Source organism: Micromonospora krabiensis, from assembly GCF_900091425.1.
GTDB classification, from domain to species: domain Bacteria; phylum Actinomycetota; class Actinomycetes; order Mycobacteriales; family Micromonosporaceae; genus Micromonospora; species Micromonospora krabiensis.
The window spans coordinates 3,413,370-3,435,052 of the sequence record NZ_LT598496.1 but is presented as its reverse complement, the minus strand read 5'-3'; the positions used below and the strand labels follow the sequence as shown (position 1 = coordinate 3,435,052).

Sequence of the window (21,683 nt, the reverse complement as noted above, 5' to 3'; positions counted from 1 at the left end):
CTACAGCCGGGCCGGGACCCGCACCCTCCCGAAGGAGAGAACCATCATGACCCAGACCACCAACGACACCGACATCGACCTGGCCCTCGACGACCGCGAGCCCGAGCTGGTCTACGAGGTGAACCGCTGGATGTGGCTGTTCAACGGTGCCCTGCCGTCGCTGCTTCTGCCCACGCTCGCCGTCATGTGGGCAGACCTGACTGGCCGGGAGGAGCTGATCCCCGCCTGCGTCGCCGCGTTCGTGGCGCTCGCGGTGGTGGCAGGGTTCGCGCTGGCCATGCAGTACCGGGCGGACCACCGATGAAGACGCCGAAGCAGCGGGCCACCGCCCTCAACGTCCGCGGCAACATCGCCCTCGCCACCGCCGGCGCCGTCGGGGCGTTCCTCACCGCCGCCCGGGCCGCCCGGGGCCCGTGGCTGCCGATGCACACCTGGCTCGTCGCGGTCATCGCCACCGCCGCGGCGACCGCGCTGGCCTGCTACCTGCTGGCCTGGCTGAAGGGCTCACCCCGAGGTGACTCACCCCAGGTGACTCACCCCCCGGTCACCCCTTCCCGGAACGCCTATGAGGTGCGGAAATGACGACCGACCCGCAGGTGACTCACCCGCCGGTGACTCACCCCGCCCCGGAGCCGCAGGAGACGGCGGCGAAGCCCGTCAAGGCGGCCCCGAAGTCCGCTGCCCGGCTGGCGCTGCGGATGCCGCCGCCGAAGGTGCTCGCCGCCGCCGCGCTGGTCGTGGTGGCGTTGGAGTTGCTGGTGTGGCAGGTCGGCGGAGCGTTCTGGGGTGGCGTCATCCACGGGGGGCTTGTCTTCCTCGCCGGGCTCGGCTTGTTCGTCTGGTCGCGGTGGCGGCAGCGCCGCGACACGCGGATGCTTCGCGCCGCCGCCGGGCCGATGCGCGCCCGGACGGGGGTGGCCGCGAGCCCGCGTGCGGCCGGCGGTGGGCGGATCGCTCGCCTGTTCGGCCGCAAGGGGCGCACCGGTTCGGCGGCGGGCCGCGTCGGACCGTCCGGAGGTTCGCCCCGTCGTGGTCTGTTGAGCCGGCTCACCGGTGGTCGGCGCGGCAGCGCGGCCGGAACGTCGGGGGCCCGGTCGGGCGGGGGCTCGTCACGTCGCGCCGGTGGTCTGCTGGGTCGCCTGACCCGAGCCGGATCGGGCCGGCACGCCGCCAGCACTGGCAGCGGTCGTGGCCGTGGCCGAGGGATCCTCGGACGCCTCAGCCGCAGCCGGGCGACCGGCTCGGGTCGGCCAGCCACGGCCGGTCGACGGGCTGGTGTCCGGTCGGCGCTCGGCCGCGGCGCCAGCAGCGGACGCAGCCTGTTTGGGCGCGCCACCGCCGCGCGTCGCACCCCTTCCAAGGCGGGTTCGGCCGGCACGCCCACCCGGTCGAAGGCGGCGAAGTCCGCCCGCACCGCCCTGGCCGGCTTCCTGCGCGGCATCCGCGAGGGCGCCAAGCCCAAGCCGCAGCCGACGAAGCCCACCCCGCAGGCCAAGGCCGGGACCGCCCAGAAGCCTGCCCCCGAGAAGAAGCCCCAGCGTCCAGACCGCGAGGCGCTGGTCAAGAAGGCAGTAGCCGAGGTTGCCGACGCCAGCCCGGCGCCGGTCGCCGCACCCACCAGAGGAGGAAAAACCGTCGTGGGAGACATGAACAAGATCCGCGCCGCGGCCGACGAGTTCGCCGCCGCGCTGCGCGACTACGACCCGGAGGACATGCACCAGATGGTGCGGGAGATGCCGCTGCTCGGGGAGGCCTTCACCGGCATCTCCGCCGGACTGCGGCAGGTCGCCTCCCGCGCCGAGTCGGAGTGGCCCGTCGCCGCGCCGGTGGCCGAGAGCTACCGGTCCATCGCGAACGACATCAAGGCTGCGGCGGGCACCGCCGACGAGGCCCGCAACACGGTACGCCGGGAGAACGAGACCGACATCGAGCGCGGCGAGGCGCCCCGCCACGGGTCGATCTCGGTCGAGCGCAAGTGGAACGTCTGAGCAGGTAGGGGAGGCAGGCAGTGAACGGTCAGAGGTCAGGGGAGAACATCGCCAGCGCGGTCATCGCCACCGTCGGCCCGCTCGTCGGCGCCGGACTGTGCACCGCGTGGGACGTGCCGGCGGCGGTGCCCGCGATCCTGGCCGGCGCTGCCGCCGCCGGCGTCTCGGTCCGAGACCACCGGGCCGGGCTGCCGTGGTCGGAGCGGGCCTTCCGGCTCGCCGCCGGTCTGGCCGCCGGCGCGTGGACCACGTGGTCGACGGTGACCGGCCCGTGGAACATCGTCAACCTCGTGGCGGGGGCGGGGGCCGCGCTGTTCGGCATGGCCACCGCCCCCGCGTTCATCGGCGACGACGCGCCCACCGCCCAGCCCCAGGGCGCCCAGGCCAACACCCAACCGCCCGTACCGGCAGGTCGGCGCGGGCAGTGGAAGGCGCTTATCGAACGCATCGCCCGGGTGCAGCCTGTCGTCATCACCGCCGACCCGGACTGGCCGAACGGGGCCGGGTTCACCCTCCACGTGGTGTTCTCCGCCGGGTCCGGGGACTCGTGGACGAACATCCGCGACGCCGCCGGCCGGCTCGCCGCCGCCGCCCAACTGCCGAAGGGCTGCGCGATCAGCGTCGAAGAGGGTGACCTTCAGGGCACCGCCATCGTCCGGGTGCCCACCCTGTACGCCCTGGCCGGGGAACTGCCACTGCCCGACGAGACCAGCGTCCTGTCGATCTGGGATGACCTGCCCGTCGGCGTCAACGAGGACACCACCCCGGCGATGGTCAACCTGCGGCAGGCTTCCGGCCTGTTCGTGGGCCGCCGTGGCGGCGGGAAGACGAACCTGCTGAAGGTGCTCATCGGCCAACTGCTGCGTACCCGTGACTCAGTGGTGTGGGTGGCCGACCTCAACGGCGGGGGGCTGGCGGTGCCGTTCATGCTGCCGTACGCCAAGGGAGAGGTGCAGCAGCCGCCCATCGACTGGGTGGCCGCCACCGCCGAGGAGGTCGTGCTGATGGCGCAGGTGGCCGCAGCGATCGCCAAGGACCGCAAGGCCCGGTACGCGGCGCTCACCGCGGAGTCCGGTGGTGACCTGCTACCGGTGACCCGCGACCTGCCGCAGATCACCATCGTGGTGGACGAGTCCGCCGAGGTCGACGACGACCGGGAGGCCCGCGAGGCGATGGATGCCCTGCTGCGGGTGCAGCGGATCGGCCGGGCCGAGGGCGTCAACGTGCTGTTCTCCGCGCTGCGCGCCACGCAGGACACCATCCCGGTGTCGGTGCGGAAGCAGTCCAGCCTGAAGTTGTGCGGGCCGGTGGAGGACGACACCGAGCTGGAGTATGTGCTGCCGGGCGCCCGGGTCCGTTCGGCGGACCTGGTCCACCCGGGGACGTTCTTCCTGCGCCGCGGGGACCAGGGGGCGTCGGTGCGGCAGGTGAAGGTGTTCCGGACGCTGCCGGACCGGATCCGGCGGATTGTTCTGGCCACCGATGGCCGGCACCCGGAGGTCGACCCAGCTGGTCAGCAGGTCGGCGCCAAGGTATACGGGAGCCGGATGCTGCGGCTTCGGCCGTGGCTGAGCCGCTTGGCCGGCCGGCAGGTGGATGTGCCGGTCCCTGCGTACGTGTCCGAGGTCGTGCAGCGGGCCGTCGATTCCGGTGGGCTGATCGTGGAGCCGGAGGCGCCCGTTCTGGTCAACGAGGAGCCGAAGCTGCCGGCGGACCGGGACGCTGAGCGGGCTCGCGCCCGGGAGCAGCTCCGCCGGTTCGCGGCGCGGATGGAGGTGACCGGGATGCCGAAGGACCGCCTCGATGACGTGTTCGGCGCGCTGGTCGCTGACCTGCGGCCCGCCGCTCAGGAGCAGGACGGGGAGGGTTGGCGGCCGGAGCTGCTGATCGACCTGGCTCGGGAGGCTGGGTTGGAGGGCATCGGGCCGACGGAGATGCAGCGCAAGCTGGGTGAGCGGGGCATCGCGGTCTCGATGAAGACGGTCAACAAGTGGGTCGCCAAGTACGCGGCCGACGGTGACCTCCGCAAGCTCGACGGCGGCAAGTACGCGACCTGAACAGCAGAAAGCCGCCCCCGCCATCGCGGTGGGGGCGGCTTCGTGTCTGCGGTCAGTAGGTGTCGTTGCCGGCGTGGACCCGGGCGCGGGCGGTCGCGGCGAGCGTGGACGTGGCGGCGAGTTCGTCGGCGGCGCGGGTCACGACGGCGAGGATCTCTTCGCGGGTGGCGCCGCGGCCGACGGCGACCTCGACGGCGGTGGCCAGCTTGCGTAGGCCTTCGGTGTGGTCGGCCTTGGACCGCTCGATGCGGGCGGGGTCGGCGAGGGCCTCGTCGACGTCGCGCTGCTTCGCGGGCGGGGTGGTCAGCGTCATCACGTCCTCCACTGTCGCAGACGAAAGCGGCCCCCGCCACCTCCGAAGAGGTAGCGGGGGCCGCGTCGTGCGCAGGGGGAGGTCAGCGCACGTCGGTGTCCTTCGCGTTCGGGACGACGTACACGCCGAACGCGCCGAGGACCGCCAGGGCGACGGTGATGCCCTCGGTGGCGGTCAGGACGTCGTCGCCGAGCGCGACGGTGAGGGCGGTGCCGCCGGCGACGATCCCGGCGACGATGGTCTTGGCGTACTTGGTGACGCGCATGCTGTACCTCCTGGGTACGGTCGATGGGTGCAGCTGTACGAGCAGACGCCGGACGGCGTCGCTGAAGTGCCCCGCCCGTGTCCGGCAGGGCATGAGGAGACGACCCCGGCGTGGGGTGCCTGCCGGGTGGAGGGCTGCTGGGAGAGCTACTTCTTCTCCTGACGGGCCCGGCGCTTAGCGGCGGCCACCTTGAGGCGATGGCATGCCCGGCACATCCGGCCGCCCCCGTCGGGCCTCCAGTAGGTATTGGCCTCGTCGTACGGGTGGCCCGACGGGCAGTGCGTCTTGACAGCGTTGGCGGCGGGGATCGTCCTGCCGCGCATCAGGTTGTCCCCCTGCGTCCGCAGCCTGAGATGGGCCGGGTTGACGCAGCGCCGATGCGGGCAGTCGTCCTTGGCCTGGCAGGTGGGGTCCTGGTTGTGGCACTCGTGATCGACCGTCATCCCCTCGGGGATGGGCCCGTAGTGCAGCTCGTACGAGAACCGGTGCGCCCGGACCTCGCGCCGCGTTCCGTCCGTCAGCGACCCTACGGAGTGCTTGCCGTAGCCCTTGCCGTGCTTCATGCCGGTCCAGTGCCAGCAGCCGTTTGCCTGCTTCTGGACGTTGGCCCAGAACCGCTCGACGTCCGAGTTGGTACGCTTCTGCATGTCGACTCCAACCAGTCGGCCACAGCCCGGGGGTGTTACCAGCACCCGCCGGGCCCTATTCGTCTAGGTCCATTTTAGCTGGCCGGAGGCTGTTTCGCGTACAGCGCCGTGCAGAGCCGGTCGGCGTGCTCGGTGCCGACTAGGGTGGCGAGGTGACGCGGTACAGGAAGACCCGGGACGGGTGGGCAGAGATCCCCGAGGCGTGCCCGACCGGCCACCGGGACCCGGACGGCAACCCTGAGACGGTGCCCGCCTGGGGTGCGTGCCGGGTATGCGGCGCGATGGGCCGCCAGTGGCGGTGTCAGCGGCGGGGGTGTGGTGGGGTGACGCAGCACGACCACCAGCACCGAGGCCAGTAGCTACGGGCAGTCGAAGTCGATCCGCAGCTGCCGTATCTGCGCCGCCATGTCCCGGCCAACCGGAGTCTGCGGCGGGTTGTCCGTGTACACCCGGTCCAGCGTCGTGACCAGGCCACACCACTTCTGCTCTGACTCGCGGGCCGCGTGGTTCGCGTAGATCACCGACGCCCCCGCGAACGCGATCATCACCACGAACGTGACCGTCATCGCGTACCACACCCGGACCGCTCGCGTCGTCACGGGTTACCTCCCGGGATGCTGGGAGATGGCGGCGACGGCGTAGGCGAAGGCGGAGGCGGAGGCGGCGACGACGAGTCGGGGGTACCAGCGGTCCCAGAGCTGCCTGGCCTGACGGACCACAGGTGCCACACCCCCGGCGCCCCCAGGAGGGCCAGGAAGCAGGCGAGGAGTTCCCAGCTGACCCGTCCGGTCAGTTGCTGGTAGGCGATCCCCCACAGGCCCACTCCGATACAGCCAGCGTCCCTGACCACGGTCAATACCCGCTCTAGCCTCACTCACATGCCCTGCCTTTCGGTCGGCCAACCCAGGTAGTCCTGGGTGACCCATCAGCTCTGCGGGTTGCCGGCGAGCCGCCGGGCGAGTTCGTCGACGACCTGCTCGGCGGTCAGCTCGCCGGAGTTGGTGCGGCGGACCAGCTCGGCCAGTTCGGCGTCACGCTGCCGGTCCTCGGCGGCGAGGGCTTCGATGCGGGCGATCACCTGCTTCGTGTCCAGGCCGCCGATCTGCCCCGACAGGGCGGTGAGCAGAGCACTGACCTTGGCCTGCCACTCCTCGTCGCGGATCCGCCACACCGTGGGCGAGAGCACCGTGCCGGTGGCGGTCTTCGTCATGCCGGAGAAGAACAGGCGGACCTGATCCCGGACCTCCATCAGCGCGGCCCGTTCGGTGGCGTCCATGTCGTCGTCCCCCAATGCCTCGATCTCGCGCCACGGCGAGCTGTCGTTGTCGTAGTCCGGGTGTCCGGAGAAGTGGGCGTGCTTGTCGTGCGGGTTCGAGCCGGTGTACGCCTTCTGCGCCCAGCCCGACGACGCGGACCAGATCCGCCGGTTGTAGATGACGTAGATCAGCCGGCGGCGCAGCGCTGGGGTCTTCACCACCTTCTGCACGACCTGCTCCATCGTCACCGTGGGGTGGCGCAGGTCTTTGTCGATGTCGCCCGCGCGGACCTCCGGGATGCTGTCCGGGTCGGTGCGTTCCGCCGACACGCCGGGGGTGTCGTCGGGGTTGTGCCCGGAGGTGCCGGACTGGTGTGCGAGGTCCCCGACGGTGCCGTCGCTGGCCTTGTCCCGGCCGGGTGCGAGCTTGTTGACGGACGCGAACAGCGCCTTGATGTTCGGTGCGACCACCCAGCTCACGGGAACACCACCGCGCTGATCGACGTGTGCTGCGCGTTCAGCCGCATGTCACCCGTCGCGCTGGATTTCGCCGCCCGCAGCTTCAGCTGGTGCGAGCCGGCTGACGCGAGGGTGACGATCGTCGCCCCGGCGACCGCGCCCCGCGTGTTCGCCTGGGCGGCCCAGTTGCCCGGTCCCCACACCGACTGCGGGAACGCCACGTCGCTGCCGTCGACGGCCAGGTTGATGACGGCGTACAGCGACGCCGCGCCCGCCGTGACCAGCTGGCAGTCCGCCGTCCACGTCACCAGCGCTTTCGCCCCGGCGCGGGGGGTGGTCAGGTTGATGACACAGCCGGACAGGTCGGTGATGGTGCTGGTGAGCGTGTACTGGCTGGCCAGCACGGCGGTGGCGGCCTGCGGGTTCCGCAGCACCAGTTCGTCCTCGACGGCTTGGGCGAGATTCTCGGTGGCGGCGGCGATGTCGGGCGCGTCGGGTGGTTCCAGGAACGGGAATCCGTACACGGGTGTCGTCGCCATGGGCTGCCTCCGTGGTGGTGTGGTGCGAGCTGGCTACGATCCGTCCGTGACAAGACGGCAGCAGATCGTGATCATGGGTGTGGTGGTGGCGTCCCTGTGGACGCTCGCCGGATTCGCCTGGAACGGCGCGCTGTCCGCCGCCCCCCAACAGCCCGTCCGATACGCGCCCCCGGCGGTCGAAATCGACACCGGCGTGGACCTCGACCTGGCGGAGGTCGCCGTCGAGGTGGACTGGATGGTCAACGACCCGCGCGGCTGGCGCGTCGACCTCGACCAGTTCACGCTGCGGATTGTGGAGCCGGGCATCGGCGGGACGACCAGCATGGACAGCAAGGGCCACATCGGCATGGCCTACGACGCCGAGGACCTCGCCCTCATCACCGAAGAGGCGTGGACCGTGCTCGGCCCCCGCTTCGCGGCCGTCGGCGGCACGTTGCAAGACCAGCGGACGTGGATCGTCCTCCACGAACTCGGGCACCTACTCGGCCACCCGCACGTCGACTGCCCCGCCGCCGGCCAGATGGCACCGGTGATGCGCGGCGCGAACTTCGAGCTGGGCGACTGCACCTACAACGTGTGGCCGCACCCGATGTCATAGCGCGAAGACAGCGATCTCCCGCTCCCGGAACCACACCGTCGGCGTGCCCGTCCCGGTCGCCGTGTACACCCGGTACTTCATCGTGAACGTGTTCGCCCCCGCGTTCAGGCCGGTGAACAGGTGAAACTTCGACGCCGTGAACGTGTGCGCCTCGTTGACCGGGTTCACGTCGTGGCCGACACCCCAGGACGCGTTCGCCGCGATGCTCGTCGCACCGGAAACGGCGACGCTCGCATACGCGCCCAACCCCTCCGTCACCGGGGCACCCCACGCCGTTTCGACACCGAACATAACCAGCGCTTTTCCGCTGCCGGAGATGTCGACGGTCACTGACGGGCCGACACCGCCGCCGCCGGCGAGGTCCGTGTAGGAGGGCGTCGGCACCGTCAGCGTGCCCTGCGCGTTGTTCACCGCCGCGGTGATCCGGGATGACACGACCCGCAGCGCCGAGGCGGCAGCATCGGTGCCGGGAATGGTGAGCCGGCCGAGGATCGCCCACGACCGGGCCGCACCACCGGTGGTGAGGATCCCCACCACATCACCCGGCTGCAACTGCAACGCCTCGTTCGTGTTGAGGATGGACACGTTCGTGATCAGCGTCCCGTCGACCTCGACCACGTTTTCGGCCGTGACCGGGTTCCACTGCCGGATGACGCCCTGCCGGTAGCCGACGGACGGGCCCGGCTCGGCGGCGAACAGGGGCGCCAGATCATCGAAGCCGGGCATCAGGCACCTCCGATCAGGATGCGTGTCTGCTCCCGCGTCGACGCGGGCATGCCGGCCTGCACGGTCAGCGGCACCGTCAACTGCCGCACCACGTGCAGTTCACTGCGACCCGGGTAGCGCACCCGCACCGTGTCGTACGGCTCCAGCGCCGCATTCGGCACTGCCGTGAAGTCCACGCTGTAGGGCAGGCCGAGGGATTTGGCGAGCATGTTCGACGCCGCGTCCCATGCCTGGTTGTAGGTGGTGATGAACGGCGAGCTGTAGAAGCGGGGCACCTTGCCGAACGGGCCGTTCCAGAACGTCGGCGACTGGGGACTCGCGTCCACCGCCATCGCCCGCACCGGCGTCGCTGTGTCCGCGCCCTCACCGGTCGCCACGACCGCGTTGTAGGCGCCCTCACGGGTCAGCCGGCGGGCCATGGACACCAGCACCCCACCCTGCCCGTGGTTGACCTCCCACGACGGTGCCGTGGCCGCCGGCGGGGTGCGGACGACGAGGACACCCCGGTGGTCCCACCACCAGATCTTCCCGACGCTCTTGACGAGTTCGTCGCACACCTTGTAGCGGTCGTCGTTCTCGGTGATGATCTGCCGGCCGATCGCCGCGTCCCGCACGAACGGGTCGTCCCACTCGATCGTCGCCCACGGGTAGATCTCCGTGACCAGCGTGGCCAGCATCGCCCCGCGGGTGGTCAGCGGCGGGAACGAGCGGACCCGGTCCAGCCGGCCGTCGACGATGCCGGCCATGCGGTCCCGGCCGGCGATCTGGATAGGCCCGTCAGGTGCGTCTGGCTGGTCGATGTCGTCGATGCGGTGGTAGCCGAGGCTGACCCACTCGGTTTGCCCGATCGCGTACTGGATGCCGCGGCGGACGAACACCTCGTTGCCGTAGGGGGCGAGCAGGTCGGTGGCCCTGCCTGGCCACATGCCTTTCCCGGGGGTGGTGAGGTCCAGCGTTGACCGGACCCCGTCGGCGGCGTCGCCGTCGAGGCGCACGTCGCCGCCGTTGATGAGGATGTCCGTGCCCGTCGGATTCACGCCGGTCTGCCCGGGGGCGACGACCCGCGCGGAGAAGGCGGCCTGGTGGGAGCCGCGTACCGCGTCGAGGAACCGGTCAGAGACGGGCCTCATGACACGATCACCTCGGTCGGGTCCCCCACCAACTCCAGCAGATCCACAACCGTCGGATGCGCATCCACCACCGCCTGACACGTCGCGTACGTGTTCAACACCGTCTGGCAGGTCACCGTCGCCCCCACCACATCCGCCGTCGGCGCCGCCACCTCCGTACACGCCAGCTCGAACACCCGCATCAGCAGGTCCGACGTCGGCGGCGTCGTCTCCCGGGTGTCACCCAGCAGCACGTAGCCGGTCGGCACCGCCGCCAGGCGACCCGACGCCGGGGCCTGCACCAGGAGAATGTCACCGGACGCGGACAGCAGGTCCAGGTCGCGGGCCTCAGCCGGGGTGTAGGTGTTCACCTCCAGCGTCCACCGCCGTGACCCGCGAACATCCGTCACCGCCACCGGGAAGCTGCGGCCCACTACGTCGAACACCCCCGCCCGCGGCGGGCGGGTCACCGGGGAGACATCCCTCGCCGTCACCTGCCGGTTCAAGAACGGCCGCGCGAGGGACTTCAGCCACACCCCACCCAGCGCGGGCGTGATCGAGCCGGTGAACCACACATCATCCGGGGACGTCACCGCGAACCCGTCGTAGCTCACCGTCCACGACAGCGGGTTGGTGGTGCCCGACGCGAGGACCGATCGGACCCGCAGCAGACCAGCCGACGTCCACGACGTGGTCATCGACACCGTCGGCGCGACCGGGGCGACTCCTCCGTCCAGCCACGCCCACCCCTGCAAGCTGGTGCCCACCGCCCGCAGCCGCAACGCCAGAGTGGAGGCGGTGGACGCGCTCGGCACCGGCACAAACGTGGAGAAGGTCTCCACACCGCCGACGAGCTGCCGCACGTTGGCCGACACCGTGCCATCAGCGTTGAAGAACAGGCGCCCCTCGACGCGGTCGTTCACCACCTGCCGAGCAGCCAGGGTGACGATCGTGTTGCTGTCCGGGCCCGTCGGCGCCGCCGACACACTGATCCCCCGCAACGTGACGTCCACGTCGGCGAGGGACACATCCTGCCGGGATTCCAGCACCACACCGCGCGACGTGTGCGTGTGCTGACCCCTAGTGCCGTTGACGTTGTACGCCGACGCCGTGCCCGTCACGATCCACTCGGGGCCACGCTCGGGGAAGTCCCACTCGTTGGTCGCGCTGCGGTTGAAGTCGTCCGCCACGAGCGGACCGACCACCCGATACCAGTTGGTGACGTCGGGCGTGAACTCGTAGTCGTCGAGCCGCACCACACCACCGGCCGGGATGAGGGCACCGCCACCACGCACGGTCGTCCACGAGATCTGGTCGGTGGAGCGCTGGACGCCCACCGGGAACCCGTCGGCCAGCCCGTCCACGGTCAGCCGAACCCGAGACAGCACCGGGTCGTAGACGATCGGCCCCGAGGTGGGCGGCGCCGGCGGGCTGCTGCCAGCGGGGATCGGCACCTCACATCACCCCCACCATGTACACCAACCGGTCCGGGGCGGACCACGACCCGGGAAAGATCGGCGTCGCCATGTCCGTCTGGCTGCTCACCATCAGCCCCGCCGGATACCCGTAAGTGGCGTCCCGCATGAACGCCGCGTTGTTGTTCCCCGCCGTGACCAGCGCCGGCATAGTGGTGCCCACGAACAGCACCGCCAGCGCGTAGATCTTCCCGGTCGGATCGGCGATGCACCGGTACGGGGACGTGAGCGCCTGCTCGTAGCGAGTGTTCGTCGCCGACGCCAGGGCGGTGTTGCTGGCCGACTGGGCGCGCAACGTCAGCTGGGAGGCGCTGTACTCGTACAGGGCCACCTTCGCCAGGGTGAGACCCGACGCGGCGGTGCCGCCGGTGAAGAACGCCACCTTGCTGATGGTGATCTCCTCCTGCGGCTGGAACAACGACAGGTAGATCCGCCCGGAGGTGAGCGCCTCCGACCCGCGGGCACCCCACACCGGGAACGGCTCAACGACGCTGGCCAGGGTGCGGCGCATCCGCCGACCGGGGCCGGCGTGCGTGTACCGCTGCCCCGCCGTGATTGGCCACTCCAACCCGGCCTGGTTACGCAGCTTCGGCGGCGCCAAGTCAGAGCGGGAGTACCACGCCCCGCTTACCTGAATGTCCGACGGGAACGGGCCGTCGTCGCGGATGAAGTACGCCGCCTGCGTGCCCGTGACCCGGATCGACGGGTTCGTGACCCGCAACGCCTGGTCCCCGTTGTCACCCAGCAGCTGAATGCACGTGTCGTAGTTGTCCCACGCGTTGTAGAAGTTGCAGTCCGTCAGCGACAGCACCGGCCGGTCCACCGACCCGCGCCGGTCCAGCAGCAGGAACTCGGCGCCCGCCCCACCGTAGGTGGTGCCCGTCTCGAAGTGGCAGTGCGACATGAACACCTGCCCGGCCCGCTGGTGTAGGGCCCGGGCGTGGTAGTCGAACGAACAGGCCGTGAAGTACATGCTGGTGCCGGGCTGGTCGACGAACACCATCGTCCCCGGCCCGTCGGCGAACGTGCAGCTACTGAACGCGATGTTCTCGCCAGCGTTAGTGACCAGCCCAATCCGCACCCCGTACGTCTGCGGGTTGGTGAAGAAGCACCGGTCGAAACCCAGCAGGTACGAATTGGAGGTGATGTCTACCTGAACGTCGAAACCCTCGAACCCGACATCCCGGAACGTCAACGAGTGGGCGCGGCCGTTACCGGACGCGTTGTACAGCCGCAGGCAGTTGGCCTGCCCCGCCCCCGTCGGGCCGAGGAACCCCACCCCGCGGATCGCGTCGTACGGCTCCGGCTTGAAACCAGTCTCAACGTTGTTGTCCCAGCCCAGTGTCAGTGCGTACTGGCCGGACGTCAGCCCCGTCGGCAGGATGGTGGTGGCCTGCGCGCCCGCGCCGACGATCGAAACCCGGCGGCTGTTGACCGACCACGGCGCGGTCAACTTATACGTGCCCGGCGGGAAGTAGAGCACCGCCCGCTGGTCGGCCTCCGCCGCGCCAGTAGCCGCCAGGACCGCCGCCGTGTCGTCGGTCGTCCCGTCGCCCGTGGCCCCGTATGAGCGCACGTTGTACACCGGCCCGGGAAGCCGGTCGATGCGGCGGTTGTTGTCCGCGTCGACCGGGAACACCGGCCCACCGTCAACGGACACCCACACCCGATCCTGACCGGCCGGGAACCAGAACAGCTCCGACTGGCCGTCCCCGTCGTAGGCGACCTGCGAACCGAGGATCACCGCGCCGGGCGTCTCCGACCCGTCGAACGCCCGCAGGTCCGCGAGTACCGTCCCGCCGCTGTTGGCGTAGACCACCGCGGTGGCGTTCGCCGCCGGCGAACCATCCGCCCGGTACGCGTACCGGGAGCCTGCATCGGGGCCGAGCAGCCGAGCCATCCCGCTACCTCCCCGACCCGGCGCCGACGCGCCGCTTCAACTGCCGGTCACGGTCACGCACCACGCTCACGATGCGGCCCTCCAACTGCTGGCCGTCGATCTCCACCACCACCGTGGTGTCGCCCACATTCACCACCGGGGACCCCGTCCCGACTGTCGCCGCCGAACCCATGCCCAGCCAGTTCCGTCCCACGTACGACCAGATCGCCCGGGAGCGGTCCACGTCGCCGAGGCGGGGGATGAACGCCTCCCCGCCGGTGGCCGGCTCCGCCCACGCATACCGGGCCGGCCCCTGCGGTGCCGCGATCTGCGCGTCCCGCAGCAGGCCCGTCTGGGCGTGCTGGGTGATGCCACCCCACCGGCGGGTCTGCGTACCCACACCGGGGATGTACTCGCCGGCGCTGGTGAGCCGCGTCCGCACGGTGATCACACGGCCGTCCAACTTGTTGATGCGTTTCTCGAAGCCGACCAGCTGACCAGTGGCCTTGTCGACCAGCCGAACAACCGGCGCGGTGTCGTCCGGAATGTGGAACAACTTCTCGGCGAGACGCTGCGCCTCAGCCGAGTCGACTTTCATGGCCTCCGCGGCGGCGAGGAACCCGGCCCGACCACGCAACGCCGCCTGCTGGGCATCGTCGTAGGAGCCGCCCGTGTCAAGAATCCGCTGAGCAGTCGTGTTCGCCTGGTCGGCGATGGCCACCAACGCCTCGCGGTTCGCGTTCTGCTTCGGAATGTTCGCGTCGATGCCCGCACCGTTACGCTTCGCGGCTTCCGTCGCAGCGTCGATGGCGCTTTCAAGCCGAAGGTTGGCCTGCTCAACACTGACCGCGTTGTTCGCCAGGGTCCGCATGTTGTCGTCGAGGGTCTGCACCTCGATCGCCGCATCACCCGCCTCCAGCCCAACCCCGTCGAGGCTGTCCAGAAGATCCTGCAACGCAGGCGACAGGCCCGTAGCGCCCTGCCGGGCCGCTTCCTCCTCCGCCGCCAACTGCGCCAACCCGACCAGATCACCACGCAGGTACGACCCGATCTTGTCCATCCACCCCCACGTGGCGGCGAGGCCAGCGACCGCACCGACCAGGATCCGCACGCCGCCGTCGACGATGCCCCACAGCGTCAGCAGCGCCCGAGCGGCGTCCGCCGAATGCGCCGACAGCATCTCCAGGCTGTCCCCGACCAGCTCACCTGCCTCCCGACCGATCTGCCCGAACGCGCGCACCGCCGGTTCGCTGCGCTCCACCGCCGTGGCGAAGCCCTCAATGGCCGACTCGGCGCCCTCCAGCAGGTCGTCGGTCAGTGGACCGACCATCCGCGACGCGGACCGTCCGACCCGCTCGAACTCGTCGTCGAGGCGACGGATGCCACCACGCACCCGGGTCAGGCCGTCGAGCGCAGCCGGCACGAACGCGGAACCGGCCCGGCCCAACGTGGCCATGAACAGGTCGCCGGTCTGCTGGGCGCTGGCCTGCACCGCCGGGTGGCGGGCGGCAATCGCCGCACCGCCGACGATCCCACCGACACCAGCGGCGCCCACCACCGCGCCGGCGAGCGCCCCACCGATAAGGGGGGCAGCGGCGGCGACCGCACCGACGATGCCGGCGCCGATCGCTGCCTGCGCCTGCGGTGGGAGGGTGCCGAACACGTTGCCGAGCACCCGCGTCAGCGGCCCACCGGCGGTGGACAGACCGCGGGCGATGCTGTCGGCGAGGCGGGCACCGATCCGAACGCCCTGCTCCCTGTCCTCGTCGGTGAAGTCGATGAGCTTGCGCAGGCTGGTCTGCTGCCGCAGGTTCCGCCGCTCCAGGTTCAGCTTCTTCGCCAGATCCGCCCGCTCGGCCACATCCGACGTCGCCGCGATCTGCCGGGCCAGGTCACGGATGCCCCGGTTCGTGGTGTCGATCTGCCGGTCGAGCTTGCGGGCGTCGTCGGCGACACCGGTCAGCCCGCCGCCGAGCCGCTCCGTCTCCTTGCTGGCCTTCGCGCCCGCCTTGCCGAGGTCCTCGACGGCATCCTCGACGAGGTTCGTGTCACGGGCGGCCTCACGGGCACCACGCTTGTACCGGACGGTGTCGAGGATGAGGTCGACTTTGACGGTGCGAGGCACCCGGTCACCGCCTCTCCACGCTCCACAACAGCGCCTCAGGCTGCGGGGTGTCCTCGTACTGCGCCTGCGCCTGAACGAGCGCCGTACGGGCCCTGCAGCGCACCGGAGGAGGCACCACGAACGTGCGCCCGTCCGACTCGTGGGCCTGGGTTTGCTCGGCCGGATGCCCACACCCGCAGGGACACAGGCTCGCCCGGTAGCCGACGAGCGCGGCCATCCACGCCCGGTCCTGCTCCGACCACTCCGGCTCCCGCACCGTCACCGACCGCACCAACCTGCCAGCGTCGTACTCGTAGACGGTGGTCTCGGCCGGCTCCCAGCCGTCGAGCCGGCGGGGTGCGACACCGAGCCGCTCGGCGGTTTCGATGCGGGCCCGCAGGCCGGGTTCGGCGGTGAGGCGGCGGATCAGAAAGGGAGGTTGACCTCGCTCTTGTTGAGCTGCCACGCCGTGGTGCAGAGCTTCTCGACCTGGCCGTCAGTGAGCGTGCCGTCGTCGCCGACGAGGGCCTCCCAGTCCTCGTCGTCGAGGTCCGGGGAGACGATGCACGCCTTGGCGAGGGCGACGAAGAAGGTGTCGGCGTTGAAGCCGAGCACCCGGTCCCGGGAGTGGGGTACGCCGTCGTTGACGCGCGGCGGGTGCTCGTCGACGAGCGCCTGGTAGCGGTGCGGGGACAACGCCCGCAGCGTCAGGGTCAGCGTCGTCCCGGCCATCTGCCCGCGCAGGTCGGCGAGCCGGGCCTCCAGGTCGGCCACCTGCGGGCCGGCGAGGGAGTCACCCGCGTCGCCGCGCGCCTTGGTGACCTGCTTCTCGACTTGCTCGTACTCGCGGACGAGGTCCGCGCGCAGGCACAGCGGCACGGTGTCCTCCGGACGGCGGCCCTGCTTGATGAGTTCCTTGACGTCCATCTTCTGCTCCAGCCCTTCCAGCCCCGGGGTTGGTGCAGGGAGGCGGACCGGGCTGGTGGCCCGCCCCCCTGGCATGCGGTTAGGCGACGGTGGCGCGCAGCTCCGGCGCGGCCGAAATCTTCGTCGGCACCTCGTAGCGGGCGACCGTGTTCGCCTCCGGCGCCAGCCGGCGCGCCTGGCCGACCACGACCGGGTACACCTCGACCTTCTGCGAGGACGCCCACGAGGTGGTCTCGGCGATGTCCCGGCGGATCACGATGTGCCCGGTCGCACCGCGGACGAGGGTGTTGTAGGCGGTGTCGGTGCCGTCCTGCTTCTTGATCCGCAGCAGGGTCCCGGAGAAGGTGTCCCGGCCGATCGTCACCGTGTTGAAGGTGCTCGCCAGCGAGGTCGTGTCGACGTCGGCGGTCTCCGCTTCGAACCCGACGAGCCCGTCGGCGGTGATGACGCTCTGGAGCAGGATCCCGGCGTTCAGCTCGGTGGTGGTGGGGGCGGCCTTGTTCGCGATCGCCGGAACCCACGCCACGCGGGTATTTCCGTCGACGGGTATGTCTGCCAAAGGAACCTCCTGGCGTAGGCGCTGGAGGTTCCTCCGAGCGCGTGACTACTTGAGTGAATGGCGGCGCTCAGCCGCCACCCGACATGCTCGGCAACCTCGGTCGCCCCTCGGGCTGACGTAGGTGTTGCCGGTGTCGTAGGCGTGCCCTTGCGGGCAATGCGTCTTGCGCGCGTTCCGCGCGCTTGGTCCGGTCCCGCGCACGACGACGTTGACCCGATCGGTCACGGGTTCGAGGTGCCACGGGTTGACGCAGGGCGGAGTGCGGCACAGGTGGTCGAGCGACAACCCGGCCGGAATCTCGGCGATGAAGAACTCGTACGCCCACCGGTGCGGCAGTTCGGTCGATCCGTCGACCGAGAACTTCCCGTACCCAGCGGGGTATCGGCCTGCTGTCCAGAGCCAGCAGCCGTTCTCGCCCTCCTCAACGTGGGAGAAGAAGCGATGCTCCGGCGTGATGTCGTGGATGGTTCCTCTGCGGCGCCAGCGCTTGTAGTGCGGCAGGCACCATCCCCGGGCACGTGCCGGACGGTCGCACTCCACAACTGAACACGGAGGGGTTACGGTGGCCATGTCGACTCCTACCAGTCGGCCGCAGCCCGGGGGTGTTCCCGCACCCGCCGGGCCTTTACCTACGTCGATCTTACCAGCTCAAGACTTCTTTACCTTGGCGCTGGCCCTCGGTGTCCGGCTGGCGTCGGCCTGGCCTGATCGCGGCACGAACGCCTCCGGCCCGTCCGGGTGCGGCGGAACGACGAACTTCGTCGGCTCGGCCGTCGGGTCCGGCTCGGCCGGCTTCTCCACCGGCTCCCAACCCCGCGCCTGCCAGAACTCGACCGCGTCCACGGCGAACGGGGCGGCCTCCGTGCCACCGGGGTGCTTCATCCACACGAACTCCGGCATCACTCAGCCCACCGGAAGCAGCTGGTAGGTGACCGAGGTGGTGCCCGAGTAGGTCACCGTGACGACGTTCGTGGCGAAGTCCACCGCCGCGGGCGAGATGTAGAAGACCTTGCTGGTGCCGTTCGGCACCGCCACCGCCGCCGTGGTGGCCGCGTTCCCGGCCGGGGTGCGGGACGCGTCGGAAACAGTCACGTTGATCGACGAGCCGCCGCCGTTCGTGACGATCAGGTAGGCGCCCCGCGAGCCGAGGTCGTTGGCCGAGATGGTGTCCGACGCCGACACGGCGGCCCCGGCGATCGTGGTTCCGCCCGCCGTCGGGCGGACAGCAGTCATCAGCGCCATCGGGCGCCCCCTCCTAGATGTAGTTTCGCCTGCTCATCGCGTACAATCGAGGGATGGAAACCCCTTGTAGCGAGACCGGATGCGAGCGCCCGGTGAACGCTCGCGACATGTGCTCGATGCATTACCGCCGCTGGTACCGCAGCGTGGGCCGCACCAGCGGAGCCACTCGGGGGTTGCCGCCGATGGAGCGGTTCATGCGGATGGTCGCGAAGACCGATGAGTGCTGGCTCTGGACTGGGCCGCAGAACCTAGCCGGCTACGGCTCCTTTGGGGTCGGGCGCGGTAGCAAGCGCAACGCCCACCGCTGGCTGTGGGAGCAGATCAACGGGCGCGCGTCGCCGAAGCTGCACCTAGATCACCTTTGCAGGAACCGGCTCTGCGTCAGGCCTGAGCACATGGAGCTGGTCACTCACTCGGAGAACATCCGGCGAGGGGCGCGAAGCACCTACCAGTCGGACAAGACGCAGTGCGTCCATGGCCACCCGTACGACGAGGTCAACACCGCCTGGTATCGCGGAACGCGGTACTGCCGGACGTGCAAGCGCGAGGCGACCAAGCAGCGCAGGGACCGGCTCCGTCAGGCGGGAACGCTCTCCAACCGGTAGATGTCCACCTGATCGAAGACAGCAGTACCGGTGGACTCATCACGCTGAACCGCCGGCGACTCGACATGCCGGATCGGGAAACAGCGACGACCCGCCACCGACAACACCGCGTCCAGCAGCACACCGCGCCCACGCTGCGACACCGCCCGAGCAGCCAGAGCACTCCCGCCCACCGAATGGCAGTACGCGTACATCACAAACCGCTCCGACGCGCCCTGCACCGACCGCGAATCAGGCAACTCCGGCGTCTCCGCATGCAGGTACACCAGCAGGTACGGCATGGCCTGGCCCGCCGGCACGAACCCGTCCAACACCACCAGCTGCGGCAATCCCGGCGCCGTGCGAGCCCGAGCGAGGAACGCGTCGGCGTGCGCTTGGACGCTCACCGGCCCTCCAGCAGATCCGCACCCAGCTTCTCCACCGCAGCCACGAACCTCGGCTCCTCGGCGTCCAGCGCCGGCTGGCCGGCCGGCCGCGGCGCCGACCACGGCGTGCCGTACTCGTTCTCCAGGAAGCCGCCCAGCGGGGCCTGCCCGCCACGCGCCAGGTCCGGGCCCGTCTCACCGTCGATGACATCGCCCCGGGTGCGGATGTCGTAGGAGATCGTCCGGGGTAGGCCGCCGGCGTGGTCGAGCCCCGACCAGCGGCGCTGCCAATCGCGCTTGATGTTCAGGGAGCCCTTGCCGACGACCTTCCGGCCCTCGGGCACGATCTCGTCGGCGGCGTCGTCCAGCGAACGTTCCAGCCCGTCGAATCCACGGGCGGTGACGGTGACCTTCACGAGGTCACCTCCTGGCAGCCGATCCGCCGCGATGTCGCATGCGTCTTGTGGAACAGGTCCCGCACCCGGAACCGGCGGCCCAGCAGGTCCGGGTCGTGCCGCGACGCGGTCACCTCCACCACGTCATCGGCCTGCACGCCGACCACCGACATCGGCACCTGCACCTCCAGGTGCAGCAGCAGCACTGCCGCCTCACCGACGTTGCGGTCAGCGGCCGACGCTGTCTGCTGCTGGATGCGGCACTTTCCCGCGTACACCTCGGTCGTGACCGGGGTCGGGTAGCCGGTCTCCGGGTCGTAGGTGGTGCCGCCGTCGCGGCGGATCACACACTCGTCGACCATCAGCGCCTCGGCGGTAGCCCGACCGCGGGCCAGCAGAGTGTCAACGCTCACGGCCTCACCACCACTCCCGCGTCCGGCCTGGCCACCGTGCCTGTGAACGGGCGAACAATCACCGTGCCCGGCATACCTGCCCCGGGCAGCCCGACCGCCACAGGAACAGCCACCCCGTCAGGAGCAGCCGAAGCCGACCACCCCACAGCCGGAGCGCCCACCGCCAACGGCACAACCAGCCCGTCCGGGGCGACAGGGGCGACACCGACCAGCGGCGACCCCACATCAACCAGAACCGACAACCCGGCCGGCGCCACCTGCCCCGACCACGCCAACGCCGGAGCACCGACCGCCGCCGGCACGCTGACACCATCCGGGGCCACCGCACCCGGCCAGGAGACGGACGGACCGCCAACGGCCGCGGGAACGGAGATGCCGTCCGGGGCGACCGTCGAACCGCCGCCGCCCGTGTCGAACACGACGTCGACGAAGTAGCAGGTACCGCCGGAACCCTCGTTCGCCGGGTACACGTTGGCGGTCGCGGAGATCGCGAACGTGCCCTGGTTGAGGACACCCAGCCCGACCGGGTTGGAGGTGTGCGCGTCGGCGGTGATGTTGCCGTTCGTCAGAGCCGAGTCGAACAAGTTCAAGGTCGCGACGTAGCGGCCCTGGTTGTTGTGCACGACCGCCCGGTACAGGGTGTTCGTGACCACCGACACCGGCGTGATGGGGATTTCCACCCACGCCCCACCGGACGGTGTACCACCCAGCACCGCGGAGGCGAGCTTGGTGCCGGCGGGGCTGTTGTCGTTGGCGTCGACCCGCCACAGCTCGCCCGTGTACGTCCCACCCACCGTCGTCGTGGATCGGAAGCGGATCGCGCTTACCGTCCCAGCGGCAGTGAACCGGACGGTGGTGGCGGTGCTGATCCCGGGGGTGCCGTCGGACGCGTCCGTGACGGCTGGCGTTTGACTCGTGAACAGCGACTCCGCCACCGCTACCCCCGAGTCAGCCGACCTTCAGAATCTTCGGGTTCGACGCCGGCCACGTGATCGACACCGTGCCCGTGCCCGGCTGAATCGGCAGACCCGTGCCCGTGTCGTACCAGGCGATCAGCCGCTGCGCCGACGCCGCCACATCCGCGCCGCCCGTCACCGCCGAAGCCTGGAACAGCAGCAGGCCGTGGTTCACCGCGCTGGCCGTCGCACTGACCGTGGTGTCGTCGGCATCAAACACCCCGCCGGTGACGGTCTTGTTCGCCAACGCCGCAGAGGTGCCGTTGATGGTGCCGCCCGCCCCCGTCACGTCCGACACGAACTTGTGCGCGGCGCTGAAGGTGTAGCCCCTGACGAGCGCCACCTTGATGCTCGCCGTGTCCAGGTCGATCTCCCCGGCGATGATGCCCTCCACGAAGGGCGTGAAGTAACCGTTCGCCATGTCACGCCCCCTCAGCAGTTCCGCACCGTCGTGGACGTCCACGACCAATCAGGCTCCGGGAACGAAAACTGCGGCTGACCAGACGCCGACGGGTACGCCCGCCGCGCCGCCGCCAGGATCTCCGCACGACGCGCCCGGTCCGCCGTGTACTCGTAGTCGTCCACCCGCTCGCTCGCCGCAGCGGCAGGGTTCCGGTAGGCGATCGACGCCAGCTCAATCGCCCACGCCCACAGCCGGTCAGGGACCGGGTCGGGCCACGTCGTCAGCCCCGTCGCATCCTGCAGCCACCCGTTGGCAGCGCGGCGCACCCGCTCAGCGGTCGCCGCGTCGACCTCGGGGACCTGCAGCCACGAGGGCAGGTCCCCGAGGTCGAACAGGTCAGCCAC

At 70.5% G+C, this 21,683-nt stretch carries 29 protein-coding genes; 6 read left to right on the top strand and 23 right to left on the bottom strand.

Annotated features, from left to right (window positions below; all coding sequences use genetic code 11):
- The first annotated feature begins 46 nt into the window (after positions 1 to 46).
- Genes GA0070620_RS15445 through GA0070620_RS15430 form a run of 4 tightly spaced genes read left to right on the top strand, consistent with a single transcriptional unit; the run spans position 47 to position 4,045 of the window.
- Complete coding sequence (locus GA0070620_RS15445) at positions 47 to 304, top strand: hypothetical protein (RefSeq protein ID WP_091591501.1); 258 nt, start codon at positions 47 to 49, stop codon at positions 302 to 304.
- The gene (locus GA0070620_RS15440; RefSeq protein ID WP_091591499.1) at positions 301 to 582 is read left to right on the top strand and encodes a hypothetical protein; all 282 of its coding nucleotides are present in this window, start codon (positions 301 to 303) and stop codon (positions 580 to 582) included. The genes GA0070620_RS15445 and GA0070620_RS15440 overlap by 4 nt, the downstream gene beginning before the upstream one ends.
- Positions 579 to 1,988: a hypothetical protein gene (locus tag GA0070620_RS15435; protein WP_091591497.1), complete on the top strand. Its 1,410-nt coding sequence runs from the start codon at positions 579 to 581 to the stop codon at positions 1,986 to 1,988. Before GA0070620_RS15440 ends, GA0070620_RS15435 begins: the two co-directional genes overlap by 4 nt.
- 20 nt (positions 1,989 to 2,008) lie before the next feature.
- A complete protein-coding gene (locus tag GA0070620_RS15430) occupies positions 2,009 to 4,045 on the top strand; it encodes a hypothetical protein (RefSeq protein WP_091591494.1) in 2,037 nt (678 codons plus the stop codon).
- A 52-nt stretch (positions 4,046 to 4,097) separates the two neighbouring features.
- Here GA0070620_RS15430 and GA0070620_RS15425 read toward each other — a convergent pair whose 3' ends face one another.
- From GA0070620_RS15425 to GA0070620_RS15400, 6 genes are all read right to left on the bottom strand, one after another.
- On the bottom strand, positions 4,098 to 4,358 hold the full coding sequence (locus GA0070620_RS15425; RefSeq protein WP_091591492.1) for a hypothetical protein: 261 nt from the start codon (positions 4,356 to 4,358) through the stop codon (positions 4,098 to 4,100).
- A gap of 82 nt (positions 4,359 to 4,440) precedes the next feature.
- The gene (locus GA0070620_RS15420; protein WP_091591490.1) at positions 4,441 to 4,623 is read right to left on the bottom strand and encodes a hypothetical protein; all 183 of its coding nucleotides are present in this window, start codon (positions 4,621 to 4,623) and stop codon (positions 4,441 to 4,443) included.
- Between the two features lie 146 nt (positions 4,624 to 4,769).
- A complete protein-coding gene (locus GA0070620_RS15415) occupies positions 4,770 to 5,270 on the bottom strand; it encodes an HNH endonuclease signature motif containing protein (RefSeq protein ID WP_091591488.1) in 501 nt (166 codons plus the stop codon).
- 359 nt (positions 5,271 to 5,629) lie between these two features.
- Positions 5,630 to 5,869, bottom strand: a complete 240-nt coding sequence (locus GA0070620_RS15410; protein WP_091591486.1) for a hypothetical protein — start codon at positions 5,867 to 5,869, stop codon at positions 5,630 to 5,632.
- A 326-nt stretch (positions 5,870 to 6,195) separates the two neighbouring features.
- Positions 6,196 to 7,005, bottom strand: a complete 810-nt coding sequence (locus GA0070620_RS15405; protein ID WP_091591485.1) for a hypothetical protein — start codon at positions 7,003 to 7,005, stop codon at positions 6,196 to 6,198.
- Positions 7,002 to 7,523: a hypothetical protein gene (locus GA0070620_RS15400; protein WP_157741629.1), complete on the bottom strand. Its 522-nt coding sequence runs from the start codon at positions 7,521 to 7,523 to the stop codon at positions 7,002 to 7,004. Before GA0070620_RS15400 ends, GA0070620_RS15405 begins: the two co-directional genes overlap by 4 nt.
- A 46-nt stretch (positions 7,524 to 7,569) precedes the next feature.
- Between GA0070620_RS15400 and GA0070620_RS15395 the strand changes: the two genes are divergently transcribed.
- Positions 7,570 to 8,121: a DUF3152 domain-containing protein gene (locus GA0070620_RS15395; protein WP_231922383.1), complete on the top strand. Its 552-nt coding sequence runs from the start codon at positions 7,570 to 7,572 to the stop codon at positions 8,119 to 8,121.
- On the opposite strand, the gene GA0070620_RS15390 is transcribed toward GA0070620_RS15395, so the two are convergent.
- The 11 genes from GA0070620_RS15390 to GA0070620_RS15340 form a co-directional block, all read right to left on the bottom strand.
- The gene (locus GA0070620_RS15390; protein WP_197677603.1) at positions 8,116 to 8,847 is read right to left on the bottom strand and encodes a hypothetical protein; all 732 of its coding nucleotides are present in this window, start codon (positions 8,845 to 8,847) and stop codon (positions 8,116 to 8,118) included. The two genes, GA0070620_RS15395 and GA0070620_RS15390, sit on opposite strands and share 6 nt — an antisense overlap.
- Complete coding sequence (locus GA0070620_RS15385; protein ID WP_091591477.1) at positions 8,847 to 9,977, bottom strand: DUF5047 domain-containing protein; 1,131 nt, start codon at positions 9,975 to 9,977, stop codon at positions 8,847 to 8,849. The genes GA0070620_RS15390 and GA0070620_RS15385 overlap by 1 nt, the downstream gene beginning before the upstream one ends.
- On the bottom strand, positions 9,974 to 11,410 hold the full coding sequence (locus tag GA0070620_RS15380) for a hypothetical protein (protein ID WP_091591474.1): 1,437 nt from the start codon (positions 11,408 to 11,410) through the stop codon (positions 9,974 to 9,976). Before GA0070620_RS15380 ends, GA0070620_RS15385 begins: the two co-directional genes overlap by 4 nt.
- A gap of 1 nt (position 11,411) precedes the next feature.
- Positions 11,412 to 13,331 carry a glycosyl hydrolase family 28-related protein gene (locus GA0070620_RS15375; protein ID WP_091591472.1) on the bottom strand — a complete coding sequence of 640 codons (1,920 nt, stop codon included), beginning with the start codon at positions 13,329 to 13,331 and terminating at the stop codon, positions 11,412 to 11,414.
- Between the two features lie 4 nt (positions 13,332 to 13,335).
- Entirely contained in the window at positions 13,336 to 15,435 is a 2,100-nt protein-coding gene (locus GA0070620_RS15370) for a hypothetical protein (RefSeq protein ID WP_091591468.1), read from the bottom strand.
- Between the two features lie 4 nt (positions 15,436 to 15,439).
- A complete protein-coding gene (locus GA0070620_RS15365) occupies positions 15,440 to 15,880 on the bottom strand; it encodes a hypothetical protein (RefSeq protein WP_091591465.1) in 441 nt (146 codons plus the stop codon).
- Positions 15,841 to 16,416: a hypothetical protein gene (locus GA0070620_RS15360; protein ID WP_157741627.1), complete on the bottom strand. Its 576-nt coding sequence runs from the start codon at positions 16,414 to 16,416 to the stop codon at positions 15,841 to 15,843. The genes GA0070620_RS15365 and GA0070620_RS15360 overlap by 40 nt, the downstream gene beginning before the upstream one ends.
- Positions 16,417 to 16,420: 4 nt before the next feature.
- Entirely contained in the window at positions 16,421 to 16,900 is a 480-nt protein-coding gene (locus tag GA0070620_RS15355; RefSeq protein ID WP_091591460.1) for a phage tail tube protein, read from the bottom strand.
- A gap of 45 nt (positions 16,901 to 16,945) precedes the next feature.
- Positions 16,946 to 17,470 carry an HNH endonuclease gene (locus tag GA0070620_RS15350; RefSeq protein WP_157741626.1) on the bottom strand — a complete coding sequence of 175 codons (525 nt, stop codon included), beginning with the start codon at positions 17,468 to 17,470 and terminating at the stop codon, positions 16,946 to 16,948.
- Positions 17,471 to 17,548: 78 nt separating this feature from the next.
- Positions 17,549 to 17,800, bottom strand: coding sequence for a hypothetical protein (locus tag GA0070620_RS15345; RefSeq protein ID WP_157741625.1), 252 nt, complete (start codon positions 17,798 to 17,800; stop codon positions 17,549 to 17,551).
- A gap of 3 nt (positions 17,801 to 17,803) precedes the next feature.
- Positions 17,804 to 18,133, bottom strand: a complete 330-nt coding sequence (locus tag GA0070620_RS15340) for a hypothetical protein (protein WP_197677601.1) — start codon at positions 18,131 to 18,133, stop codon at positions 17,804 to 17,806.
- Between the two features lie 101 nt (positions 18,134 to 18,234).
- Between GA0070620_RS15340 and GA0070620_RS15335 the strand changes: the two genes are divergently transcribed.
- Positions 18,235 to 18,747 (top strand): HNH endonuclease signature motif containing protein, encoded by a 513-nt coding sequence (locus GA0070620_RS15335; RefSeq protein WP_157741624.1) that lies wholly within the window; start codon positions 18,235 to 18,237, stop codon positions 18,745 to 18,747.
- Here the strand turns inward: GA0070620_RS15335 and GA0070620_RS15330 are convergent.
- The 6 genes from GA0070620_RS15330 to GA0070620_RS15305 are packed head-to-tail and all read right to left on the bottom strand — an operon-like array spanning position 18,720 to position 21,683.
- Complete coding sequence (locus GA0070620_RS15330; RefSeq protein ID WP_091591451.1) at positions 18,720 to 19,133, bottom strand: hypothetical protein; 414 nt, start codon at positions 19,131 to 19,133, stop codon at positions 18,720 to 18,722. The genes GA0070620_RS15335 and GA0070620_RS15330 overlap by 28 nt on opposite strands.
- Positions 19,130 to 19,528, bottom strand: coding sequence for a hypothetical protein (locus tag GA0070620_RS15325; RefSeq protein WP_091591449.1), 399 nt, complete (start codon positions 19,526 to 19,528; stop codon positions 19,130 to 19,132). The genes GA0070620_RS15330 and GA0070620_RS15325 overlap by 4 nt, the downstream gene beginning before the upstream one ends.
- Positions 19,525 to 19,920, bottom strand: a complete 396-nt coding sequence (locus GA0070620_RS15320; RefSeq protein WP_091591446.1) for a DUF6093 family protein — start codon at positions 19,918 to 19,920, stop codon at positions 19,525 to 19,527. Before GA0070620_RS15320 ends, GA0070620_RS15325 begins: the two co-directional genes overlap by 4 nt.
- Entirely contained in the window at positions 19,917 to 20,855 is a 939-nt protein-coding gene (locus GA0070620_RS15315; protein WP_091591444.1) for a DUF4082 domain-containing protein, read from the bottom strand. Before GA0070620_RS15315 ends, GA0070620_RS15320 begins: the two co-directional genes overlap by 4 nt.
- A gap of 13 nt (positions 20,856 to 20,868) precedes the next feature.
- A complete protein-coding gene (locus GA0070620_RS15310) occupies positions 20,869 to 21,339 on the bottom strand; it encodes a hypothetical protein (protein WP_157741623.1) in 471 nt (156 codons plus the stop codon).
- Positions 21,309 to 21,683: a hypothetical protein gene (locus tag GA0070620_RS15305; RefSeq protein ID WP_091591440.1), complete on the bottom strand. Its 375-nt coding sequence runs from the start codon at positions 21,681 to 21,683 to the stop codon at positions 21,309 to 21,311. Before GA0070620_RS15305 ends, GA0070620_RS15310 begins: the two co-directional genes overlap by 31 nt.

Excerpts from the sequence above, each read along its gene's own strand:
- GA0070620_RS15415 (WP_091591488.1), bottom strand. The coding sequence starts at position 5,270 with ATGCAGAAGCGTACCAACTCGGACGTCGAGCGGTTCTGGGCCAACGTC.
- GA0070620_RS15360 (WP_157741627.1), bottom strand. The coding sequence starts at position 16,416 with ATGCCAGGGGGGCGGGCCACCAGCCCGGTCCGCCTCCCTGCACCAACC.
- GA0070620_RS15425 (WP_091591492.1), bottom strand. The coding sequence starts at position 4,358 with ATGACGCTGACCACCCCGCCCGCGAAGCAGCGCGACGTCGACGAGGCC.
- GA0070620_RS15435 (WP_091591497.1), top strand. The coding sequence starts at position 579 with ATGACGACCGACCCGCAGGTGACTCACCCGCCGGTGACTCACCCCGCC.
- GA0070620_RS15340 (WP_197677601.1), bottom strand. The coding sequence starts at position 18,133 with ATGACTGCTGTCCGCCCGACGGCGGGCGGAACCACGATCGCCGGGGCC.
- GA0070620_RS15390 (WP_197677603.1), bottom strand. The coding sequence starts at position 8,847 with ATGCCCGGCTTCGATGATCTGGCGCCCCTGTTCGCCGCCGAGCCGGGC.
- GA0070620_RS15385 (WP_091591477.1), bottom strand. The coding sequence starts at position 9,977 with ATGAGGCCCGTCTCTGACCGGTTCCTCGACGCGGTACGCGGCTCCCAC.
- GA0070620_RS15445 (WP_091591501.1), top strand. The coding sequence starts at position 47 with ATGACCCAGACCACCAACGACACCGACATCGACCTGGCCCTCGACGAC.
- GA0070620_RS15345 (WP_157741625.1), bottom strand. The coding sequence starts at position 17,800 with ATGCCGGAGTTCGTGTGGATGAAGCACCCCGGTGGCACGGAGGCCGCC.
- GA0070620_RS15420 (WP_091591490.1), bottom strand. The coding sequence starts at position 4,623 with ATGCGCGTCACCAAGTACGCCAAGACCATCGTCGCCGGGATCGTCGCC.
- GA0070620_RS15350 (WP_157741626.1), bottom strand. The coding sequence starts at position 17,470 with ATGGCCACCGTAACCCCTCCGTGTTCAGTTGTGGAGTGCGACCGTCCG.
- GA0070620_RS15400 (WP_157741629.1), bottom strand. The coding sequence starts at position 7,523 with ATGGCGACGACACCCGTGTACGGATTCCCGTTCCTGGAACCACCCGAC.
- GA0070620_RS15375 (WP_091591472.1), bottom strand. The coding sequence starts at position 13,331 with ATGGCTCGGCTGCTCGGCCCCGATGCAGGCTCCCGGTACGCGTACCGG.
- GA0070620_RS15440 (WP_091591499.1), top strand. The coding sequence starts at position 301 with ATGAAGACGCCGAAGCAGCGGGCCACCGCCCTCAACGTCCGCGGCAAC.